Annotated in this window: 13 protein-coding genes; 9 read left to right on the forward strand and 4 right to left on the reverse strand. The window is 42.6% G+C overall.

What is annotated here, in order from left to right; translation table 11 throughout:
• The first annotated feature begins 3 nt into the window (after positions 1–3).
• Together ABD930_RS16165 and ABD930_RS16170 are read left to right on the forward strand one after the other, a co-directional pair.
• Positions 4–1,638 carry a RagB/SusD family nutrient uptake outer membrane protein gene (locus ABD930_RS16165; RefSeq protein ID WP_345233006.1) on the forward strand — a complete coding sequence of 545 codons (1,635 nt, stop codon included), beginning with the start codon at positions 4–6 and terminating at the stop codon, positions 1,636–1,638.
• Positions 1,639–1,641: 3 nt separating this feature from the next.
• A complete protein-coding gene (locus tag ABD930_RS16170; RefSeq protein ID WP_345233008.1) occupies positions 1,642–3,273 on the forward strand; it encodes an alpha-L-arabinofuranosidase C-terminal domain-containing protein in 1,632 nt (543 codons plus the stop codon).
• Positions 3,274–3,442: 169 nt separating this feature from the next.
• On the opposite strand, the gene ABD930_RS16175 is transcribed toward ABD930_RS16170, so the two are convergent.
• Positions 3,443–4,597 (reverse strand): FAD-dependent monooxygenase, encoded by a 1,155-nt coding sequence (locus tag ABD930_RS16175; protein ID WP_345233011.1) that lies wholly within the window; start codon positions 4,595–4,597, stop codon positions 3,443–3,445.
• Positions 4,598–4,655: 58 nt separating this feature from the next.
• Entirely contained in the window at positions 4,656–5,216 is a 561-nt protein-coding gene (locus tag ABD930_RS16180) for a Crp/Fnr family transcriptional regulator (RefSeq protein ID WP_345233013.1), read from the reverse strand.
• Between the two features lie 216 nt (positions 5,217–5,432).
• On the opposite strand from ABD930_RS16180, the gene ABD930_RS16185 reads away from it, so the two are divergent.
• Complete coding sequence (locus ABD930_RS16185) at positions 5,433–7,898, forward strand: glutaminase family protein (RefSeq protein WP_345233016.1); 2,466 nt, start codon at positions 5,433–5,435, stop codon at positions 7,896–7,898.
• 31 nt (positions 7,899–7,929) lie between these two features.
• Here ABD930_RS16185 and ABD930_RS16190 read toward each other — a convergent pair whose 3' ends face one another.
• Positions 7,930–8,901 (reverse strand): AraC family transcriptional regulator, encoded by a 972-nt coding sequence (locus ABD930_RS16190; RefSeq protein WP_345233018.1) that lies wholly within the window; start codon positions 8,899–8,901, stop codon positions 7,930–7,932.
• 60 nt (positions 8,902–8,961) lie between these two features.
• Here ABD930_RS16190 and ABD930_RS16195 point away from each other — a divergent pair, with 60 nt between their 5' ends.
• Both ABD930_RS16195 and ABD930_RS16200 read left to right on the forward strand, forming a co-directional pair.
• Positions 8,962–10,122 (forward strand): FAD-dependent oxidoreductase, encoded by a 1,161-nt coding sequence (locus ABD930_RS16195; RefSeq protein ID WP_425571138.1) that lies wholly within the window; start codon positions 8,962–8,964, stop codon positions 10,120–10,122.
• 137 nt (positions 10,123–10,259) lie between these two features.
• Positions 10,260–10,877 (forward strand): hypothetical protein, encoded by a 618-nt coding sequence (locus ABD930_RS16200; protein ID WP_345233022.1) that lies wholly within the window; start codon positions 10,260–10,262, stop codon positions 10,875–10,877.
• A gap of 34 nt (positions 10,878–10,911) precedes the next feature.
• On the opposite strand, the gene ABD930_RS16205 is transcribed toward ABD930_RS16200, so the two are convergent.
• Positions 10,912–13,305, reverse strand: a complete 2,394-nt coding sequence (locus ABD930_RS16205) for a copper-transporting P-type ATPase (RefSeq protein WP_345233024.1) — start codon at positions 13,303–13,305, stop codon at positions 10,912–10,914.
• A 140-nt stretch (positions 13,306–13,445) separates the two neighbouring features.
• Here ABD930_RS16205 and ABD930_RS16210 point away from each other — a divergent pair, with 140 nt between their 5' ends.
• The 4 genes from ABD930_RS16210 to ABD930_RS16225 all read left to right on the forward strand — a co-directional run bounded on the left by ABD930_RS16210 (position 13,446) and on the right by ABD930_RS16225 (position 20,714).
• Complete coding sequence (locus ABD930_RS16210; protein ID WP_345233026.1) at positions 13,446–14,312, forward strand: helix-turn-helix domain-containing protein; 867 nt, start codon at positions 13,446–13,448, stop codon at positions 14,310–14,312.
• Positions 14,313–14,422: 110 nt separating this feature from the next.
• Positions 14,423–15,940, forward strand: a complete 1,518-nt coding sequence (locus ABD930_RS16215; RefSeq protein WP_345233029.1) for an acyl-CoA dehydrogenase family protein — start codon at positions 14,423–14,425, stop codon at positions 15,938–15,940.
• 53 nt (positions 15,941–15,993) lie between these two features.
• The gene (locus tag ABD930_RS16220; RefSeq protein ID WP_345233030.1) at positions 15,994–16,968 is read left to right on the forward strand and encodes a sugar phosphate isomerase/epimerase family protein; all 975 of its coding nucleotides are present in this window, start codon (positions 15,994–15,996) and stop codon (positions 16,966–16,968) included.
• 503 nt (positions 16,969–17,471) lie between these two features.
• Complete coding sequence (locus ABD930_RS16225; protein WP_345233032.1) at positions 17,472–20,714, forward strand: SusC/RagA family TonB-linked outer membrane protein; 3,243 nt, start codon at positions 17,472–17,474, stop codon at positions 20,712–20,714.
• The last annotated feature ends 8 nt before the right edge of the window (positions 20,715–20,722 follow it).

A 20,722-nucleotide genomic window follows, 5' to 3' on the forward strand; every position in this document is an offset into this window, starting at 1 on the left:
GTCATGAACAAACTCGTTATAATAGCCATTGTATTTCTGCTAGTTGGCTGTAGCAAAGATTTGGAAAAAGTTCCATTGGATGCACCTTCTACCGACACTTTTTTAAAGACAGAAGCTGAACTACAGGCAGCTGTTGTTGGGTGCTTAAGTCCGCTAAACCTCCGCTTTGGAGAGAATCCCTATATTATCGCCTTTGATATGTATTCCGACATAGCGGTAAACCGCGATAATACGCCGCACGCCATGTGGGGTACACCCACCGCTGGTCCTGTCAATACCATCTGGAATACCCTATATACGGTTATCGCCCGGTGTAATTTTCTGCTCGACAATATCGACCGTGTGGAATCGGCTAATGAGGAGGTGATTAACCAAGCCGTGGGCACCGCTAAATTTCTTCGTGCTTATAGTTACGCTGTCCTCTCGCAATTTTACGGAGATGTACCACTCGTTACTACGACGTTAGATTTGGCAGATGCGTATGTGTCGCGCAATCCGAAAAAGGAGGTGGTCGATTTTATCCTGACAGAGCTCGATGCTGCCGCAGCATTGCTACCGGTAGAAAATTCGCCCAATACGATGACCATCCCACAAGGTGCTGCTTGGGCATTGGCCTCACGCGTAGCTTTGTATAACGAACGTTGGGATGAAGCCATTGTGGCCGCCGAGCAAGTCATGGCGCAGGAGGGTACCCAATATGTATTGAATACAGATTATGAGGCCATCACGCACCGCGCCGGAAAGACCTCTAAAGAGATTATTTGGGCCATCCAGTTTAACTATACCGATGTATTTCACGAAACACCTGTTTCCTTCCGTTCCAGGATGGCAAGTGGCTATTGCAACCGGATACCCGTACAGGCTTTGGTTGATTCGTATGATTGTATTGACGGACTATCGATTGATAAATCGCCCTTATATAACCCTGCGCATCCTTTTGAAAATCGCGATCCCCGTTTGGCCATGAGCATCGCCCTGCCCGGATCGGTCTATTATGGATATCAGTTTGAAACGCATAAAGACAGTACCAAATGCTGGAATTATAATGTTACGCCAGCGGTACGGGTAGATAACCTTGACGCAACGCATACCTTCGCAAGCTTTTCGGGATATTGCTGGCGTAAATATGCCGATCCTACCGAAGAACATGCAACCCGTTCGGATATTAATCCTATTGTTATCCGATATGCCGAAGTACTGCTCAATTATGCCGAAGCGAAGCTAGAGAAAGGAGCGCTTGATGATAAACTTTACGAAGCGCTTAATAAAATACGCAGGCGGGTAAATATGCCCGAAATTAAATCGGGTCAATCGGCTGCTGCACTGCGTACCATTATTCGTAAAGAACGCAAAGTAGAACTTGCTGGCGAGGGCGAAAGATATTTTGATATCATTCGATGGAAAATAGCCGACGACGTGCTCAATGGCCCCTGTTACGGAAGGATACCCAATGGATTATTGGCATCAGCACCTACCATTGACGAAAATGGTACACCCGATTACAGCAAAGTGGCCAACGCTTCCAAAATGCGTGTGATCCAAACACGACTGTTTAATCCTGCGGCAAACTATTTGTGGCCTATACCTGATATCGAACTGCAAACCAATAAAAATTTAATACAAAATCCTGGCTACTAAATCATGATAACCATTAACTTAGCAAAGATGCAGCAAAAGAAAAGTTTGATAACCATCACAGCGTGCGCGTTTCTACTCCTTTGGAATGTGCACACTGTTCGCGCGCAGGTTACCCAAGTAAGCATCCGTATTCCGGATACCACCGTTCTTATCGACCCGATGATTTATGGGCAGATGCTCGAAAATGTTAACGACAGTATGATCTATGGCGGGGTTGCCGATCGGCAGGGTAATGTGCGGCAACATCTCGTTCCACTCTTGCAGGATTTGCAGATTCCGGTTATGCGTTGGCCGGGGGGAACTGTGGTATATGAATATGACTGGAAAAGTGGGATAGGGCCGAGAGAAAAGCGTCCTACCGAGCCTAACCTTGCCTGGGGAGGAACCGAGAACTACCAATTTGGCACCGATGAATTTTTGCAATGGTGCAGGCAAATTGGTACCACCCCCTATATCAATTTAAACATGAGCCTGCATCCGGACCATCCCGGAACAGTTACTGACGCCCTCGAATGGATGGAGTATGTAAATGGCAAACCAGATACGAAATACGGTCGCCTGAGAGCGCAGAATGGCCACCCTGAACCCTATGGCGTAAAGTATTGGGGCGTGGGCAATGAAAACTATCTAAACAATCGAGCAGGCCGTGTTCAAGAAACCGATGCCCAGTATGCCCTGCGTTTGAAACAATGGGCCACTAGCATTAAACAGCATTTTCCCGAGCTGCAATTGCTCGGTATTGGGCATACCCATCGGTGGAACCAGCGGGTGCTAGACAGCTGCGGCCAGCTTGTTGATTTTCTCACCCAACACTATTATGTTACCTCGCGGGTAAAAGATGGGAAAATACAGCAGGCCACGCGTACACTTTTTGCCCCAGCCAAGATGGAAGCTCATCTCGCTATGCTCGGCGCACAGCTCGACTCGGTAAACCAGCAGTTGGGGCGCAGTGACCGGCCAATCCGGCTCAGCGTAGACGAGTGGAACAACCGGCATTCAGTCAACAACGGCGATCAGTTTACATTTACCCGGCAGTCGCCCCGCCGGCAGTTTGATGTAGCGGTTGCTGCGGGTATGCTTAATGCGTTCATTCGGCAGAGCCCACACGTGGGGATGGCCAACTATATTTTTCCGGTAAACGCTCACGGACAGATCCGAACAGTGGGCAATACTGATGCATACCGTACGCCAGTTTATCATGTCTTTCAATTCTACCGCACGCATTTAACGGGAAGTCGGTTAGCATTGAACATGCAAGGCCCCTCTATTGCGGCATCATCCATCCAGCCAACGATAGATGGCGATAGCGGTGAAGCTGCTTTCATGACCGATTCCCTGCTTTATGTCGATGGTGCAGCTGTTCTAACCGCAGCTAAAACCATACAGCTATCATTGGTCAACCGTTCACCGGATAAAGTGCAGAAAGTTGCTGTGCATGTTCCAGCTGGATATAAAAGTAACTCCGTTTGGATATTGAGTCATCCGGATATCAATGCGGCTAACAGCGAGAACCAGCGAAACGCTGTGGAACCCCTCAGCAAGCCCATTAAAGCCAAGCGAGGCAAGGTAACGCTTGAAATACCGCCATGCGGCCTTTATATACTCGAGTTGGTCACTTTAAATACACAGACGTAACGAGCTTGAAGATCTTAAATATGAGGTGTACACCTGGATTATTTAGGCGTGGTGTTCACCTCATATTCAATTTCAGCGATTAAGGTTTCTACGATCATAACAGGTCATTTTCAATAAACGTAGAAAAAATACATTCTTTTTACAAGTGTTTGTTTATGACGTAAACGGATTAATTCGTTTGGTAATCAACGTTATAAACAACCTTTTCCAATTGTTTGTGGTTAAGTCTTTCCGGTAAATGCTTAAAAAGAAAATCACGAAGCCTAATCCATAGGGGACTTTCCAACTGAGCGATCTTCCCCATTTTCCATGAAGTATTAACAATAAAATGCGTTCGTTTCAATCGTTTTTTCTCAAATAGTTTAAATGCTGTTTGAAGGTCCTTTGCTTGCTGCATGAGCTGATACAAAGTAGCAACATCTTCAATCGTCTGACAAGCACCTTGGCCGAGGTTTGGTGTAGTCGCGTGAGCGGCATCACCTATAAGCAGAACGCCTTGTTTGGTATAGGTGTTTTGCGGTTTTAAGTCTATTATAGGATTGTAGATCAATGACTTTTCAGTAGTGGAATTTATTAATGGGTAAATGGGTTCATGGTAATCGATGAAACGCTTAGCTAAATCATCTTTTGTTAATGTACTGATTTTTTGCTCTTTCGAATTTAAGCATACATACCAATAAATTTTGTTATCTGCTAGGGGAACAATTCCAACTCTTCCATTTTTACCCCATGTTTCTGAGCCTTTTTTGATATCAAAATAATTATCGGTTACCGCTCTCCAACAAACGTAGCCCGAAAAACGAACTTCACTGTGTGGGTGGATAAATTTTCGGGTATTGGAATGAATGCCATCTGCGCCAATGACGTAATGGCAAATTGTATCGCTATTGTCTTCAAATGTTAGCCGATAAGCCTCATTTACACGTTCAATTTTAGTTAATCGTTTATTCAATTCAATCGTTGTCTGTTTTAGCTGACTGATTAGCGTAGCATGCAAATCGGCCCGGTGAATGGTAAAGCTCTCCACACCAAATCTTTTTTTGACTCTTTCAGAATAAAGACTGTAAATGGTCCTGCCTTGCTGGTTTAAAATGGGGAAATTTTCCAATAATTTTCCTTTTGCTATTACCGCTTTCTCGATGTCTAACACCCTAAATGCGCCAATGGCATTTCCTGCCAAACCTAGGCCTGCACCTACAGGTTTTATAGATTTGCTGGCTTCATACACCGTAACCTGATATCCTAATTTCTCAAAGGCTATGGCCGCTGTTAAACCGGCAATTCCACCACCTATTATCGCTATTGATGTTTCTGATATTTCCATAATACAAAATTTAGCATACAAAAATACCTTGGACCAATAGCAATAACGTTCACCTATGTTAATAAATTGATTTTTTTATTCTGCTTAAGGATGGTGGTTTGATGCCTAAATAACTCGCGATATATTTTTGAGGGATTTTTTGAAAGATATCGGGCGACTTTTTGAGTAATTTATTGTAGCGTTGCTTTGCATCTAAATACAACAGGTCTTCAATTCGGCTTCGTGCTTCCAAATAAATGGTATCCATTATTTTTTTCGTATAACTCACCCAGTAAAAATCCGTTTCGCATAGACTGTTAAGCAATTTCGTAGGAAACAAATAAACCGTAGCATCCTCCAAAAATTGGATATTTACCTTAGCGGGCTGATTAAGCAAAACACTTTCATAGTCTGTTAGAAAGGCATAGTCATATTGCAATAAAAAACTGACATCTTCGCCAGATTCTTTTATATAAAAAGTACGGGCACTTCCGCTGGTCATAATCGCAATATTCCTGCAATATGCCCCTTGTTGCAAGAAATAATCTCCTTTCCTAAAGGATAAAAAATCCAGTGCGTTTATTAAATTGCTAAGATAGGGTTCATTAATGCCTAAAAAGTTAATCAGTTCTGGACTCATCAGCGTGCATTACATTATTGATTAACAAACGATGAAATGGCTGTATTGTTACCTAAGGTAACTGCATTTAACAAAAGAAGGTTTTTATTTTATTATAGTTATAATATATGAGACAAATCAGCTAGAACATGACACGGCTATATTAAATCGTATACGAGATTTACATTATTTTTATCGGCACAATATGTTTAAATCTTTCAATACCTAATTATCGAGATGAATAAACTCAAAAAAGTGAAGGTATGGGGTCTGCTGGCTGGCTTGCTGGCAATGGGCCAAACCCATGCGCAGGATAGACAAGCACCTGCATATCCTTTAATTACACACAATCCTAATTTCAGTATCTGGTCAACTACCGATCAACTAAATGCATCTACCACTAAACACTGGACAGAAGCTGACCATTCGCTTTTAGGATTGATCAATGTAGATGGCAATATCTACCGTTTCATGGGAAAAGAAGAACCCAGCTATAAAACAATATTGAACACTTCCGACGAAAAACCTTATACGGTACACTATACCGAAACCGAGCCGGCAGGAGAGTGGACCTCTCCCAGCTATGCGGCAAGTGATTGGAAATCAGGCTCGGCGCCAATTGGTGATGATGAACAGCATGTAAAAACCCTTTGGAAATCGCATGATGTCTGGGTAAGACGCACATTTCATGTTGCCAATCCTGCAAGTATCAATGAGCTGTTGTTAAAATTGAATCACGATGATAACATTGAGGTATTTCTGAATGGAAAGAAAGTGTATGAGAAAACAGGATGGACCAATAGCTTTCAATACCTTCCGATCAATAAAGCCGATCTGAAGGCAGGACAAAACCTCATCGCCATCCACTTGGCTAATACTGCAGGTGGTCGATTCCTTGACTTTGGTTTGGTGGATAAGGAGAAAGAAAAAGGCCCTAAAATACAGCTGGCCGTGCAAAAAGATGTGTCAATTACGGCCACGCAAACGATATATAACTTTGAAGCAGGTAAGGTAAACCTAAAGCTTACGTTTACGTCTCCGCTACTTCTGGACGATCTAAACTTGTTGTCGAGACCGGTATCCTACATTACTTACAACGTAAAGGCTAATGATGGAAAAAACCACTCCGTAAAAGTGTTTCTGGGAGCATCGTCAAACATTGCGGTGTATAGACCCTCGCAGAAAGTGATTGCTCAAAAGTATGCAACCGACAAACTATCCATATTGAAAACAGGGACTGTTGAACAACCTGTTTTGCAAAAAGGCGCAGACGATATGCGTATCGATTGGGGATATTTTTATGTTGCAGCACCAAAAGCAAACGGCGCTGTACAGTTTGTGACCCCGCTTGCGTCTGCAGTTGATGCTTTTAGGCAAGGTGCTACACGCGGTACCGTATCAAAAGGGACTTCCTTGTCTTTGAATACGGTAATCCCCTTTGGTAGCGTTGGTACAACCGAGGTGGAACGTTTTATGGAGCTAGGCTATGATGAGATCTATGCTATTCAATATTTTAAAAACAATCTGAGGCCATGGTGGAACAACTCGGGCAAGGAAACCATCGAAAATCAACTTACCAAAGCGGCTAACGATTACCAATCGACTATCAGTAAATGCAGTGCATTTGATCAACAGGTATATGCTGATGCCTTAAAATCGGGAGGTGAAGCATACGCACACCTTTGTGTGCTTGCGTATCGCCAAAGTATTGCTGCGCACACGTTGGTTAAGAGTCCGCAAGGTGAAGTATTGTGGTTATCTAAGGAGAACAACAGTGGCGGTTTCATTAACACGGTAGATGTAACGTATCCATCATCACCATTATATCTGCTCTATAATCCCGAATTAATGCAGGGGATGTTGACTGGAATTTTCTACTTTAGCGAAAGCGGCAAATACCCACACCCATGGGCGGCACACGACCTAGGTACCTATCCAAAGGCAAACGGTCAAACCTATGGCGAACCGATGCCCGTAGAAGAGTCGGGCAATATGATTATTTTAACAGCGGCTATTACCAAAGTACAGCAAGATGGCAGCTATGCTAGAAAACATTGGAAAACGCTTACGACTTGGGTAGATTACTTAGTAAAGGATGGATTTGATCCAAAAACCCAATTGTGCACAGATGACTTTGCGGGGCATTTGGCTCGTAATGCTAACTTGTCTGTTAAAGCTATTGTGGGTATTGCCTGTTATGCGCAAATGGCAGAGGCAATAGGAGAAACGGAGACGGCTAAGAAATATAGGGCTATTGCGGAGGAGATGGTTCCTAAATGGATGGAAATGGCTGATGCTGGAGATCACTATGCCCTTACGTTCGATGATAAAAATACCTGGAGCCAAAAATATAACTTGATTTGGGATAAAGTGCTAGGGCTGAATCTATTCCCACAACGGGTGTATGACACCGAAATTAAGTACTACCTTACCAAAACAAACAGATTTGGTATACCATTGGATAGCAGGAAAGCGTACACTAAAAATGACTGGATTTTGTGGTCAGCAGCATTTGCACCAACCCATGAAGAATTTGAGGCCTTGGTGAAACCGGTTTACAGGCATGCACTAGAGACCGAATCGCGTGTTCCACTGAATGATTTTTATGATTCAAATACCGGTATCCGCGAGAATTTCAAAGCACGAAGCGTGGTAGGCGGTTTCTACATGAAATGCTTGTTAGATAAGCTTCAAATGAAATAAGAAGGTATTTACCTATCGATTATGGGACTATCTAATGGAATGACGACTTTTTTAGATAGTCCCTTGGCTTCATACCCATGTGCTGTTCAAACACGTTTGCAAAATGGCTTAAATTGGTAAAGCCCAAATGATACCCTACTTCTGAAACAGACCGCTTTTCTCTCAGCAAACGGGCGGCTTCTTTCATCCGGAATTCTTGATAATAGCGGAAGATGCTGTTGCCAAAAATTTGCTTGAACAATCGTTTCAGTTTCGATGGACTCATATGTGCATAAGAAGCTAAATCCGTAATAAGCGGTGGGCAGTCTAAATGCTCGAGCATCTGCTCCTTTATCTTATAAAGAACTTGAATATCCTTGCTGTTTAACGCATAAAGATGCTTTTCATCCCGTTTTTCCAATTCCATTAATAGCCTGCAAACCAGTTCTTCTGCCTTTATTCTTAGAAAAAATAATTTAAACGTTTCATCAACCGATTCGGTTAAAATTTCATCGACAATTTTCTGGATAGAAGGATAAATCAGTTGCTCGAATAGTAGGGGTTGCGTATTCTGTAACAGGCTTTGCAAAACAGTCGATTTTTCTGACGGGTCAAATAAGCTATCCAAATAATGTGCATTTACTTCAATATTAATAGTTGCAGTATTGGTATGAACGGGAATAGCGACGTTGGTGTTTACCTGCCTAGTGACAATTAACACAGAGGGAATTGCTTTTAACGGCTTCTCCACAGATGAGGGTTCCATTTTAGGGAAAATGTTTTGAAACTTAAACAGGATCATTTTTCCATCGACATCACTATCGGGATTTTCGATAAGCAAATCTCCATTTAGCTTGTAATGCAGGATGAGCATTCGGATATGTTCATTTAACACAAATCCGGCGCAATATCCCTTGCCAAATTTTTCGGGAATTTCGATTCTTCCGTTTTTTATTTGTGTTCCCAATAAATGGGCAAATTTTACGAAGACACTCGGTACTGTTGGGTGTTTATTCTGCTGCATAAAAAGTCTTTTACAACTATTATTGTGTCAAATGTAGCTATTTTATTCATAAGGGATCTGATAGTTTTGCATTATAAATACTATAAACAGATGTTATTGACAAATAAAAAAATAGCCGTCATTGGCGCAGGACCCGTTGGACTGACAATGGCCAGGTTATTACAGCAAAACGGTGTAGCGGTAGTGGTTTACGAAAGAGACCAAGACCCGCAGGCAAGGATTTGGGGAGGTACGCTCGACCTTCACAAAAATTCGGGGCAGGAAGTCATGAAAAAAGCAGGGTTATTAGCAGATTACTATGCTTTGGCCTTACCTATGGGGATCATTATTGCCGATGAGCAAGGCAATATATTGTCTACTAAAGAAATTACACCCGAAAACCGATATGATAATCCCGAAATCAACAGGAACGATTTAAGAAAAATGTTGCTAAACAGCCTAACAAAAGGTACCGTCATTTGGGATAGAAAATTAACAGCATGTGCAGAACAACATGGAAAATGGATTTTGCGTTTTGAAAATGGGTTAATGGAGACCGCAGATATCGTTATCGTAGCTAATGGGGGGATGTCCAAAGTAAGAAACAGGGTTACCGATAGCACAGTTGTTGAAACGGGAACGTTTATCATACAAGGAGATGTACCGCAACCTGAAATGAACTGCCCTGAGTTTTATCAATTATGCGATGGTAAAAGATTAATGACTGCACATCATGGGAATTTATTTGTTGCCAATCCATATAACAATGGCGTATTAACTTATGGCATAATTTTCAAAAAACCTGATGAATGGACAGCTAATAAAGGCTTGGATTTTCAAAATACAGAACGTATAAGGACATTTCTATTAGACAGGTGTTCCAATTGGAATGAACGATACAAACAATTATTTTGTGCAACATCCTTTTTTGTAGGATTGCCAACAAGGAAAATGCCATTAGACAAGCCATGGAAAAACAATCGTCCATTACCCATAACGCTCATTGGGGACGCGGCTCATTTGATGCCGCCATTTGCGGGACAGGGTGTCAATATCGGACTAATGGACACGTTGATTTTGGCTGCTAACCTCACGAGCGGAACGTTTAAAACTATTCAGGCAGCTATCCATGATTACGAACAAAAAATGTTTGTTTATGCCACTGAAGCGCAACTGGAATCAAGCAAAAACGAAATAAAAATGCGTCATACGGACTTTTCTTTTCAAACATTTATCCATTGACATGTCTATCAAGTAAGTCGATATATCCGATTCCTTTCACGTGTTGCCCTTCTTATTTTGTAAACTAAACCTTTCCCTGAATATACCGTCTTATTAAATACAACAAGGGTTTTGGATTCGCATTTAACAGCTAAATCATGAAGAAAAAAGATATTGTTTTATTTGCATCTATTTTCCTTTTATTATTCTTAAACAAGGCAATGGCCGTTGATCCCGTTCAGCTTGTGCGATCGGCTCATGATCCATCACAGAGATTTAAGGAACAGGACACCATTACTAAAGCAAAACCTCATCGTGAAGATATTTTTGGACATACTGTCACCGTAGACGATACAAGGTACAAAACGACCATCAGCAAAGATATCTTCGGCAATACGGTTATTGAGGATAACAAGGGTAATAAGAAAACTATCGGTAAGGATATCTTCGGCAATACGGTCATCGAGGATAATAAGGGTAATAAGAAAACCATCAGCAAAGATCTCTTCGGCAATACGGTTGTTGAGGATAACAAGGGTAATAAGAAAACTATCGGTAAGGATATTTTCGGGAATACGGTCATCGAGGATAATAAGGGTAATAAGAAAACCATCAGCAAAGATATCTTCGGCAATACGGTTATTGAGGATAACAAGGGTAATAAGAAAACTATCGGTAAGGATATTTTCGGGAATACGGTTATTGAGGATAGTAACGGAAACAAAACCACCATTAAGAAAGATATTTTTGGAGATATCCTTATTGAAAAGAAATGATGCATTGCTTGTTATATGTGTCTTGTTTTTTACATCAGCCCCCCTTTTCCACACCAATCTGTTGCCTTCTTAAACGCAATGAATTCAGAATGACAGATACCGAACTGAAACTCATGGCTAATGCGGCAATCATCGGAGAAAGTAAAATTCCCCACATGGGATAAAGTAGTCCTGCAGCAACTGGAATTCCCAAAATATTATATCCTAATGCGAAAAATAAGTTCTGCTTGATATTCGCCATTACGCGTTCACTTAATATACGGGCTTTAGCAATGCCTGCGATATCTCCTTCAACTAAGGTAATGTCTGCGCTTTCAATGGCTACATCCGTCCCCGTACCCATCGCTATACCAACATCCGCCTTGGATAAAGCGGGAGCATCATTGATGCCATCACCGGCCATGGCTACTCGTTTACCATCACGTTGTAAGTGGGCTACTTCCTGCAATTTGTCTTCGGGAAGCATCTGTGCTTTGAAACCATCTAGGCCGAGATGTTCGCTTACGACCTTAGCGGTATCGGCATTATCACCGGTAAACATCCATACTTCCAGGCCTGCTTGATGTAATTTTTCTATGGCTGCTTTGGCCGTTGGTTTAAGTTTATCGGAAATGACGACAAAGCCTACGGCTTCTTTCCCTACTGATGCATAAGAAACGGTTTTACCTTGCTTTTGTACATCGTTTGCCTGTTCTTCAAGGGAAGTCGGAAGGCTTATTTGCAATTGTTCCATCAGTTTTTTGTTGCCTAAAGCCAGCTGTTCATGATGGAGTGTACCGATTACTCCTTTTCCGGTAACGGCTTCAAAATCAGTAATGGGCTGCACGTTGACCTGCTTCTCTTTGCCGTAACGTAAAATCGCCTGAGCTAAGGGATGCTCACTGCTGCCATTCAGAGCAACGATTCGCTGAAGCAGATCATGCTCAGAAAGGCTATTAGTTGCACAGACTATTTTTTCTACAGATGGTTTTCCTTCGGTTACCGTCCCCGTCTTGTCAATCACCACCACATCAATAGCATTCATTTTTTCTAATGCTGCGGCCTGTTTAATAAGCACACCTGTTTTGGCTCCTTTGCCAACACCGACCATGACGGCCATGGGTGTAGCAAGTCCCAATGCACAAGGGCAGGCAATGATGAGTACTGCAATAGCATTTACAAAACCATAAACATAGGTAGGCTGTGGGCCCCATAATGCCCATACGATGAAAGTGGCTATGGCAATGAACACCACAACAGGAACGAAATAGCCAGAGATCTTATCAGCCAGTTTTTGTATAGGTGCCCGGGAACGGCTAGCGGAGTTTACCATTTCGATGATTTGTGCTAGCAAGGTATCTGCACCTACTTTTTCTGCACCGATCACAAAGCTTCTGTTTCCGTTTATAGTTCCCGCCTTGACTGGATCTCCTATTTTCTTTTCAACGGGAATCGGTTCTCCAGAGATCATGGATTCGTCAATAACGGCGGTTCCATCTTCGATATGCCCATCGACTGGGATTTTTTCTCCAGGTTTTACACGTAGTAAATCACCGGAACGAATGGTATTGATATCCACTACCTCTTCTCTTCCATCGCGGATACGTGTTGCTTTATTGGGCGCGAGTTTCAGTAATTCCTTGATGGCACTATTGGTTTTACCATGTGCACGGGCTTCTAGCAATTGTCCAAGCAAGACCAAGGTTAGGATGACAGTGGCCGCTTCAAAATAAAGATAAACAGTTCCGGTATGGGTTTTAAATTCATCAGGAAAGATACCTGGCGCGAGTAAGGCAACCACACTGAAGAGCCATGATGCTCCCGCACCGATACCGATGAGCGTGAACATGTTGAGCTTCCAGCTAATGATGGAGCGCCAAGCTCTTTCAAAAAACATCCAGGTGGCATAGCATATGACGGGTAATGAAAGTGCAAACTGAACCCAATTCCAATAGCTTAAGGGCATCAATTTAAAAAGAGGATTGTTTGGCAGCATTTCGGACATCGCAATCAGAAAAATCGGTAAAGTAAATGCCACTGCTATAATGAATTTTTTAAGCAGGCGTCGGTAAGTTTGGTCTTCTTCTTGCGCATCTGCTTTCACGGGTACTAGTTCCATCCCACAGATAGGGCAGGCACCGGGTTTGTCGCGAATAATTTCCGGATGCATCGGACAGGTGTAGCTGGTTTCTTGATGAGGGATGGGTTGCTGTACAAGGTTCATGCCGCATACCGGGCAATTGCCCGGTTGATGATACGTCTTATTACCCTCACAATGCATGGGGCAATAATAGATACCTGAGCCCTGTGGTGCTGGTGTATGGTGATGGGCTTGATAACCATTTTGTTTTGTGGAAGCCAGATGATGGTGTGGTGCTCCGTGTTGATGAGGGGAGTGATGTTTCATGCCATTGACGTAATAAGGTGTGGTGTTTGTTTTAACAGGCATATACTAAAAAAGTTTCCATTTATTAAAACCTACTTTGATTATTCGGACTACTCTTAATATATTATATTTAGGTGTTCATGGATAAATTGGAGACAGTTTAACTAAATTTCCTCTATAAATTATCTAAGTTTGTACTTGTTATGGAAAGACCCGTAAATGCTGATGAATTTGTAGCCAGGTTTATGGTGGGTAATATGGAGCACCTGCACTACCAGCATTCGCCGGTGAAGATTTTTCGGCTTAGTGAAATAGCGCCTTATCTCAAGATTCCTATACCACCGATTCTCTTCGGCTATAATTTATTGGTGCACATCACGGAAGGCTATTTCGAACACCAAATTGGCCCTAAAGTATACATCGTTAAAGCCCCCGCCGTCCTTATCAGCACCTATGGCAACATATCAGCTATCCGATCGGTCGACACGTCGGCCAAAGGGCATTGCGTCTTGGTAAATGATAGTGCCATGACGTCTGTTTTCCGGGAGCAGGAAATCCTAAACATCTTTACGATCTCTCCGCTCCTTAATCTATCGGAAGAAGTAAGCGACGGAATTAATCAACTTTTTAGGTTGCTTTATGAGGAGTTACACACACCCGATCCTTACAAGGAATTGACGGAAAGTTTGCTGAAGTCCTTATTGCTGAAAATTATTAAGCTTTCGGCATCAAACCATATGCTAAATAGAACACAGGAGCTGGCAACCTTATTCAAACAATTGGTGCATAAATATTGTAGGAAACAGAAAAATATTGGATTTTATACTGATAAACTGGCGATATCCGCGAATTACTTAAATCGATGCGTATCGGCCGTATATAATAAATCTTCAAAACAGCTTATTTTGGAAGTGCTCGTCATGCATGCCCAACTACTCTTGCTTGAATCTAGCAAGAGTGTAGCCGATATTTGCTATGAACTGGATTTTCCCGATCCTTCTTATTTTTCCCGTGTCTTTAAAAAATTGGTAGGTATGTCGCCTACAGCATACCGTCATTCGATCGTTTAGCCCCATCATTTGAATGCACGATTTGTCCTAGTCTTTGCACAGAATCAAACAGATACTTAGACGATTGCGAATTAACTTTGTAAAAGTTGATTGTAAATAGAATACACGCCATGATGAATGTTGCACAACCTACAGATGAAATCCAAAACTTTGATGTCTTTATAAATGCATTTAGAAAGCGATTGGCAAGCTTGTTTAGTGCAGAATATGATTATAATGCCATGAGCCTGCAAAGGGGATTATTGCCCAGCTTTTTAAGCCAGATCATGGACATGAAACCGCTTGCGGTGGCCATTCCGGAAAGTCATGGTGGGCGTGGGATGCATGTAAAAGAGTGTCTGAGTGTGCTATCAGCCGCATCATACGAGTCTTTATCACTTTCGCTCATTTTTGGGATTAACATTGCCCTCTTTCTGGAACCCTTCGCCAAATATGGTCACGTGGCGATGCGCGATGAGGTTTTTAAAGCTTTTTTGGAAAATAAGGCAATGGGAGGCCTGATGATTACCGAACCCAATTATGGCAGTGATGCACTCAATATGCAAACCTACTACGAAGAAGGACCAGATTGCTATCGGATAAAGGGGGAAAAACATTGGCAAGGACTAACCGGTGCGGCTAACTATTGGTTGGTGGCAGCCCGTCGAAAAAACGAACAGGGAGAATTGATGCGCGATATCGACTTTTTCTTAACGGATAATGCTCGTGCTAAGCAGCAGATTGAAGTGAAAGAACGTTACAATAGCCTCGGACTATATGCCATTCCTTATGGATTAAACCAAATCGATGTAGAAGTACCTATTGGGCATCGCTTACTTCCGGAGAGTACAGGGCTCAAATTGATGTTGGATACCTTACACCGCAGTAGGTTACAATTTCCCGGAATGGGAATGGGCTTTATTAAGCGCTTGTTAGATGAGGCTTTGCAACACTGTAAAACGAGGCAGGTAGCTGGCCTGCGTTTAAATGAGTTGGATGCGGTGAGGTTTCAGTTGTCGCGACTGCAAGCGGCTTATACGTTATGTTCGGCTATGTGCGCATACGGTTCAAAGGTAAGTTCTATTGATCAGGATGTTTCTGGCAATGGGATAGATGCCAACAGTGTAAAGGCTCTGGTAACAGATTTCATGCATGAGTCGGCGCAAATAGCGCTACAACTATCGGGTGCCAATGGTTATCGCTTAGACCATATAGCGGGTAGGGCCGTGGTGGATAGTCGGCCTTTTCAGATTTTTGAAGGCTCTAATGAAATGCTCTATACCCAAGTGGCAGAGTCTGTGGCTAAACTGATGCGAAAAGCTAAGGAGAGGAATTTGCTGCTCTACCTAAAAGGTTATGCACTTACGACACAAGCCGCTCCTTATTTTGCTAAGATCTTAGCTGTTGACTTTCCAGAGCAACCGAAGAAAAGAGATTTGGTTACCTTGGGCAAGATTATTGCTCGGGTAATCTGTTTCCAAATGGTGGTGGAATTGCAGGATGCCGGTTTTAATAAGGAACTGGTTGAGAGTACACGTCAACATATTCGAATGGATTTGCATATGCTGATGGGACAACTCTCTAGCGATAATCATGCGGCACCACTTCTAGATTATGAGGAAGATGCACATTGGGTAACATTTTTGTAACGGTGCAATTTACTCCGTGAACAAATCACTATCTTGTTCGAAAAAACAAGATTATGAACCCCAAAAAATATTCTCGCAGACAATTTCTTGGAGCTACTGCAGTGGCAGCTGCCGGATTTACCCTGTTACCACATAAAATGGTTGGCATGCCTGCCTATATCCCGAATTTGGGCAAGCCTAATTCCGTCTTTAAGGGGGTGCAGATCGGTGTGATTACCTATTCTTTCAGGAGCATGCCCGGTAGCGCTGAGGAGGTGCTGCAATATTGCTTAGACAGCAATGTAAGTGCCATAGAATTAATGGGTACACCCGCTGAGGAATTTGCAGGGGCTCCTATGGCTCCATCACGTAGTGATGATAAAGAGGCCTATCAGGCAGCCATGGCTGAATACGCTCAGAAACTGGCTGAATGGCGGGCACAGGTACCGATGGCTAAATTTGAACAGCTCAGGAAGCTGTATAATAAGGCCGGCGTATCGATATACGGCTATAAACCTAATGCATTAGGTGCAAATAATAGTGATGCCGAAGTAGATTATGCGTTTCGGGCGGCCAAAGCCCTCGGTGCCAATCAGGCCAATGTTGAGTTTCCAAAAGATCCTGCACAGACCAAACGGCTGGGAGCCATTGCCGCGCGACATAAAATCCATGTAGGTTATCATGGGCACACACAACAAACTTTTGATATGTGGGATGGAGCTTTGGCGCAATCACCTTATAATGCCATTAACTTTGATATGGGACATTATGTAGCGGCGGGTTTTGAACCCATTTCATTTCTTCAGGCCAAACATGACCGTATTGTAAGCATGCACACCAAAGATCGTAAGACAAAAGAACATGGCGGCGCGAACCTGCCCTGGGGAGAAGGCGATACGCCCATCGTGCAGGTATTGCAAATGATGGCTAAAGAAAAGTATAAATTTCCGGCCACCGTCGAATTAGAATATGCTATTCCAGCTGGTTCGGATGCGGTTAAAGAGGTGGCTAAATGTGTGGAATACGCACGGAAAGCGTTGGGTGCCTAAAATAGCCTTAACCATGGATTGGAATGTTTTATGAGCGTATGGAATTCCTTTTCCTGAAGCGCTCATAATTTACTTAGTATAAACTAAATGTTAATAGAGGTATTACCCAGGCTAAGTCTCTGTTAATCCTCTATTATACCTCTGTTACCTCCCCTGTCGACTCCCTATTAATTTTCTATGATACCTTTCAAATTTAGATAAATTGCCTTTTATATGCAATATGATCGCGTTGCATATAAAAGCGATTATTCATCACGTGTTTGCTTTCAATTGCATTCATGAGCACTAACGTGGTTTATCGGTCTCTCCTCTGCCATCAAGGATTTATTTTTATAGAGGAAATATAGCGTATCTTTTGAATAGCCTTCAAATAGGATTTGGTAACAGACTAGCTGTTTCCTGTTAATATAAACTTAATATTTAAGTCATAATCCCGTGATATGTAAAGACTAGCTTTGGGCGTTGAAAATAGATTGTCTTCTGTTTCTAAAATGTTTTAGCTAATGAAAAAAGTATACGTGATGAAATGGGCTTTGTGCTTATTACCTTTAACTTATTTTTCCAATGATTTATCTGCTGCACCTTCGCCAAAGATCGTTACGGTATATGAGAGGCAAGCAAAAATTAATGGGAAAGTGATCGATGAGAACAATCAACCGGTTCCGGGCGCCACTATTACCAATAAGCGTACAGGAAAATCGGCACAAGCTGGAGCAGCGGGAACGTTCACTATTGATGCCCAACAAGACGATGAATTGGTGATTACGTATGTAGGCTTCGAACAGCAATCTGTGCTCGTAAAGGGATCGGGTGTTTTAACGATCCAGCTGCTGACAAAAAGCAACGCACTGGATGAAGTAACCATTTCTATCGGTTATCAAAAGATTCGTAAATCGGATGTAACCGGTGCAATCTCCAGTGTGAAAAGTGAAGAGCTCAACTTAACTGCTCCAAAACTGGGGCAGGCTTTAGTCGGAAAATTAGCAGGAGTTCAGGTATCCCAAACGAGTGGGGCACCCTATGAAAGCACAAAAATACGGGTGCGTGGTGTGGGTTCTATTAATGCTAGTTCTGATCCATTGTATGTGATTGATGGCTATCCAGCAGGAAACAACCTTAACATCAATCCCAATGATATTGAAAGCATCGATGTGCTGAAAGATGCGGCTTCTGCGGCAATCTATGGTTCAAGAGCTGCAGGAGGTGTCGTGTTGATTACCACAAAGCGCGGTAAGGAGGGAGCAAGCCATGTGGATTATGAGGTGACGGGTGGTTTTGGTCAACTTTCCAAAAAAGTGGATCTCTTAAGTGCGGAAGAATTTATTGATCTTTTAATCGATGCGCGTAATAACAGCTATCGTGACTTGATAGAAAACCAGGGGAAAGTATGGAGTGATGACCTCTTGAAGGATAACAATGCAGAGCGGGTAGCCAAAGTCGGAAATGCTGGGTCAGTCATCATTCCTGAAGATATCTATGATTTTTCTACTGCACAGGCAAAAGCTCCGCAATACCATACCGACTGGCAAGACGAACTCTATCGGAATGCGCCGTTTCAACGACATAACCTGTCCATTTACGGAGGGAATGATAAAACACGTTATTTCGTTAGTGGAGCTTATCAAGATCAGAAAGGTATTATGTTGAGGACCGATCAAACATCCTATAATTTCCGAAGTAACATCGATACCAAAGTGGGTGAAAGATTACAGGTAGGTGCTAATGTGGCTTTTACCTATAATGATAACAACGAAGTAGAAACAGGTCGATATGATCACAGTCCGTCGATGGCAGCCTTGCTTTACTTGCCCTATCTACCCGCTAGAGACGAGAACGGTGCACCTATCCAATATGCAATGGGTCAATTATCTGCGGATAATTATGGTATACAGAATCCCGAAAACCCGTTGGCTTATGTGAGTATGGTGAAGAATAACCGTAAGGGTAAGCGGGGCTTATATAATGCATTTGCAAATTTTGAGCTATTGGAAGGACTTCACCTAAAAGTAAATGGTGGTTTGCAAACCTATGATGAAAAATTCGATTATTATAAACCAACAAGCCTCAGTGATGGAAATAATCCACCCTATTCAGACGGTGCCAAGACAGCGGCATACGCACAGGCGGATAATCGTTCGGAGCTGGATAAATTGGGAGAGATCACATTAAACTATAAAAAGACTTTTGGAGAACATGGAATAGATGCTCTTGCCGGATATTCGGTGCAACAAACAAATATCGATTTCCTTTCTGTAAAGGCGAATGGTTTTCAAGGAGATGCGATCAAAGAGATTACCGGTAAAGGTGCCGATGCAACCAATTTCTCTTTGAAAGAGGCCTATAAGTATATCACGACCTTGCAATCCTATTTTAGTAGGATAAATTATAATTACCGGTCTACTTATTTCCTTTCAGCTTCCATTCGTTCAGACGGCTCTTCGCGCTTTGGCCCGAAAAATAAGTGGGGCGTGTTCCCCTCCGTATCGGCGGGGTGGACGCTTTCTAATGAAAACTTTTACAACGATTGGCTAGGTGAGGGATCAACGGCGAAGCTAAGGGCCAGTTGGGGCTTGAGTGGAAATAATAATATTGGAGAATACAAAGCGGTTACCACGTATGGTTCACCTGGCGGGGTGATTTTTGGCGATAAGGTGGCAACAGCTTATTGGCCTGGCGACTTGAAAGACGAATATTTGGGGTGGGAATCTACCTCACAGTTCAATTTTGGTATGGATTTATCCTTATTGCATGGGCGCCTCAACCTGATGGGAAACTATTATATCAGCCGTTCGTATAATCTACTGTTTAATCAACCTGTTTCGGCTGTATCCGGAACATCCAGTGTATTAACAAATTTGAAAAATAGCAAAGTACAAAACAAAGGGTTTGATGTACAGTTAGATGCTACGGCGCTGGAAAAACAAGATTTTAACCTGTCTTTTAGTGGTAACATTAGTGTCAACAGAAATAAGGTTTTAGATATGGGTGGTGCTGCGACGATCCTGACAAATGGAGCTGAGCGTTCGTATAAAACGCACATTACGCAAGAGGGAAGTCCGGTGGGTATGTTTTATGGCTTCAAAGTATTGGGTGTTGCTACAGAAGAAAATTACCAAACAGTGGCACCTTCTGCCGCTCAGTCAAACCCCATGCGCCCGGGAGATCTTTATTTTGAAGACGTAGATGGCAATGGTATTGTAAATGATGATGACAAACAAATCATCGGAAATCCTTATCCTAATTTTACCTATGGATTGGCTATCAGTGCCCGTTACAAACAAGTCGATTTGCGGGCCTCATTTAACGGTTCCCAAGGAAATGATATCTTGGATGGTTACGACTATTACTTGTACAACATGGAAGGTTCTGGAAACCAATATGCAGATGTGGCACAGCGCTATCGTTCGGCGCAAGAGCCAGGGAACGGTAAGGTATATCGCGCATCTAGGGCCGGTACACAGAGTAATAGTACCAGACTATCTACATTTTATCTGCAAGATGGTTCCTATTTCCGGATGACGAACATTCTTTTGGGATATACTTTTCCGACACATTTGGTTTCATCATTGAAAATTTCGGCACTGCGTATTTATGCCAGCATCGATAATCCGTTTACCATTACCAAATACAAAGGGTATAATCCGGAGCCCGATTACAATGATGGAGCGAATTTAACTCCGGGAGTGGATTATGGGCTGTATCCCTTGGTGCGGTCTTATAACTTGGGTTTAAAAGTAACTTTTTAAAGGAAATA

The organism is Olivibacter ginsenosidimutans, from assembly GCF_039542865.1.
In the GTDB taxonomy this organism is placed as follows: domain Bacteria; phylum Bacteroidota; class Bacteroidia; order Sphingobacteriales; family Sphingobacteriaceae; genus Olivibacter; species Olivibacter ginsenosidimutans.

Bases quoted from the DNA above. Each gene is read 5' to 3' on its own strand.
- ABD930_RS16165 (WP_345233006.1), top strand. From the start codon at position 4: ATGAACAAACTCGTTATAATAGCCATTGTATTTCTGCTAGTTGGCTGT.
- ABD930_RS16170 (WP_345233008.1), top strand. From the start codon at position 1,642: ATGATAACCATTAACTTAGCAAAGATGCAGCAAAAGAAAAGTTTGATA.
- ABD930_RS16175 (WP_345233011.1), bottom strand. From the start codon at position 4,597: ATGGAAATATCAGAAACATCAATAGCGATAATAGGTGGTGGAATTGCC.
- ABD930_RS16180 (WP_345233013.1), bottom strand. From the start codon at position 5,216: ATGAGTCCAGAACTGATTAACTTTTTAGGCATTAATGAACCCTATCTT.
- ABD930_RS16185 (WP_345233016.1), top strand. From the start codon at position 5,433: ATGAATAAACTCAAAAAAGTGAAGGTATGGGGTCTGCTGGCTGGCTTG.
- ABD930_RS16190 (WP_345233018.1), bottom strand. From the start codon at position 8,901: ATGCAGCAGAATAAACACCCAACAGTACCGAGTGTCTTCGTAAAATTT.
- ABD930_RS16200 (WP_345233022.1), top strand. From the start codon at position 10,260: ATGAAGAAAAAAGATATTGTTTTATTTGCATCTATTTTCCTTTTATTA.
- ABD930_RS16205 (WP_345233024.1), bottom strand. From the start codon at position 13,305: ATGCCTGTTAAAACAAACACCACACCTTATTACGTCAATGGCATGAAA.
- ABD930_RS16210 (WP_345233026.1), top strand. From the start codon at position 13,446: ATGGAAAGACCCGTAAATGCTGATGAATTTGTAGCCAGGTTTATGGTG.
- ABD930_RS16215 (WP_345233029.1), top strand. From the start codon at position 14,423: ATGATGAATGTTGCACAACCTACAGATGAAATCCAAAACTTTGATGTC.
- ABD930_RS16220 (WP_345233030.1), top strand. From the start codon at position 15,994: ATGAACCCCAAAAAATATTCTCGCAGACAATTTCTTGGAGCTACTGCA.
- ABD930_RS16225 (WP_345233032.1), top strand. From the start codon at position 17,472: ATGAAAAAAGTATACGTGATGAAATGGGCTTTGTGCTTATTACCTTTA.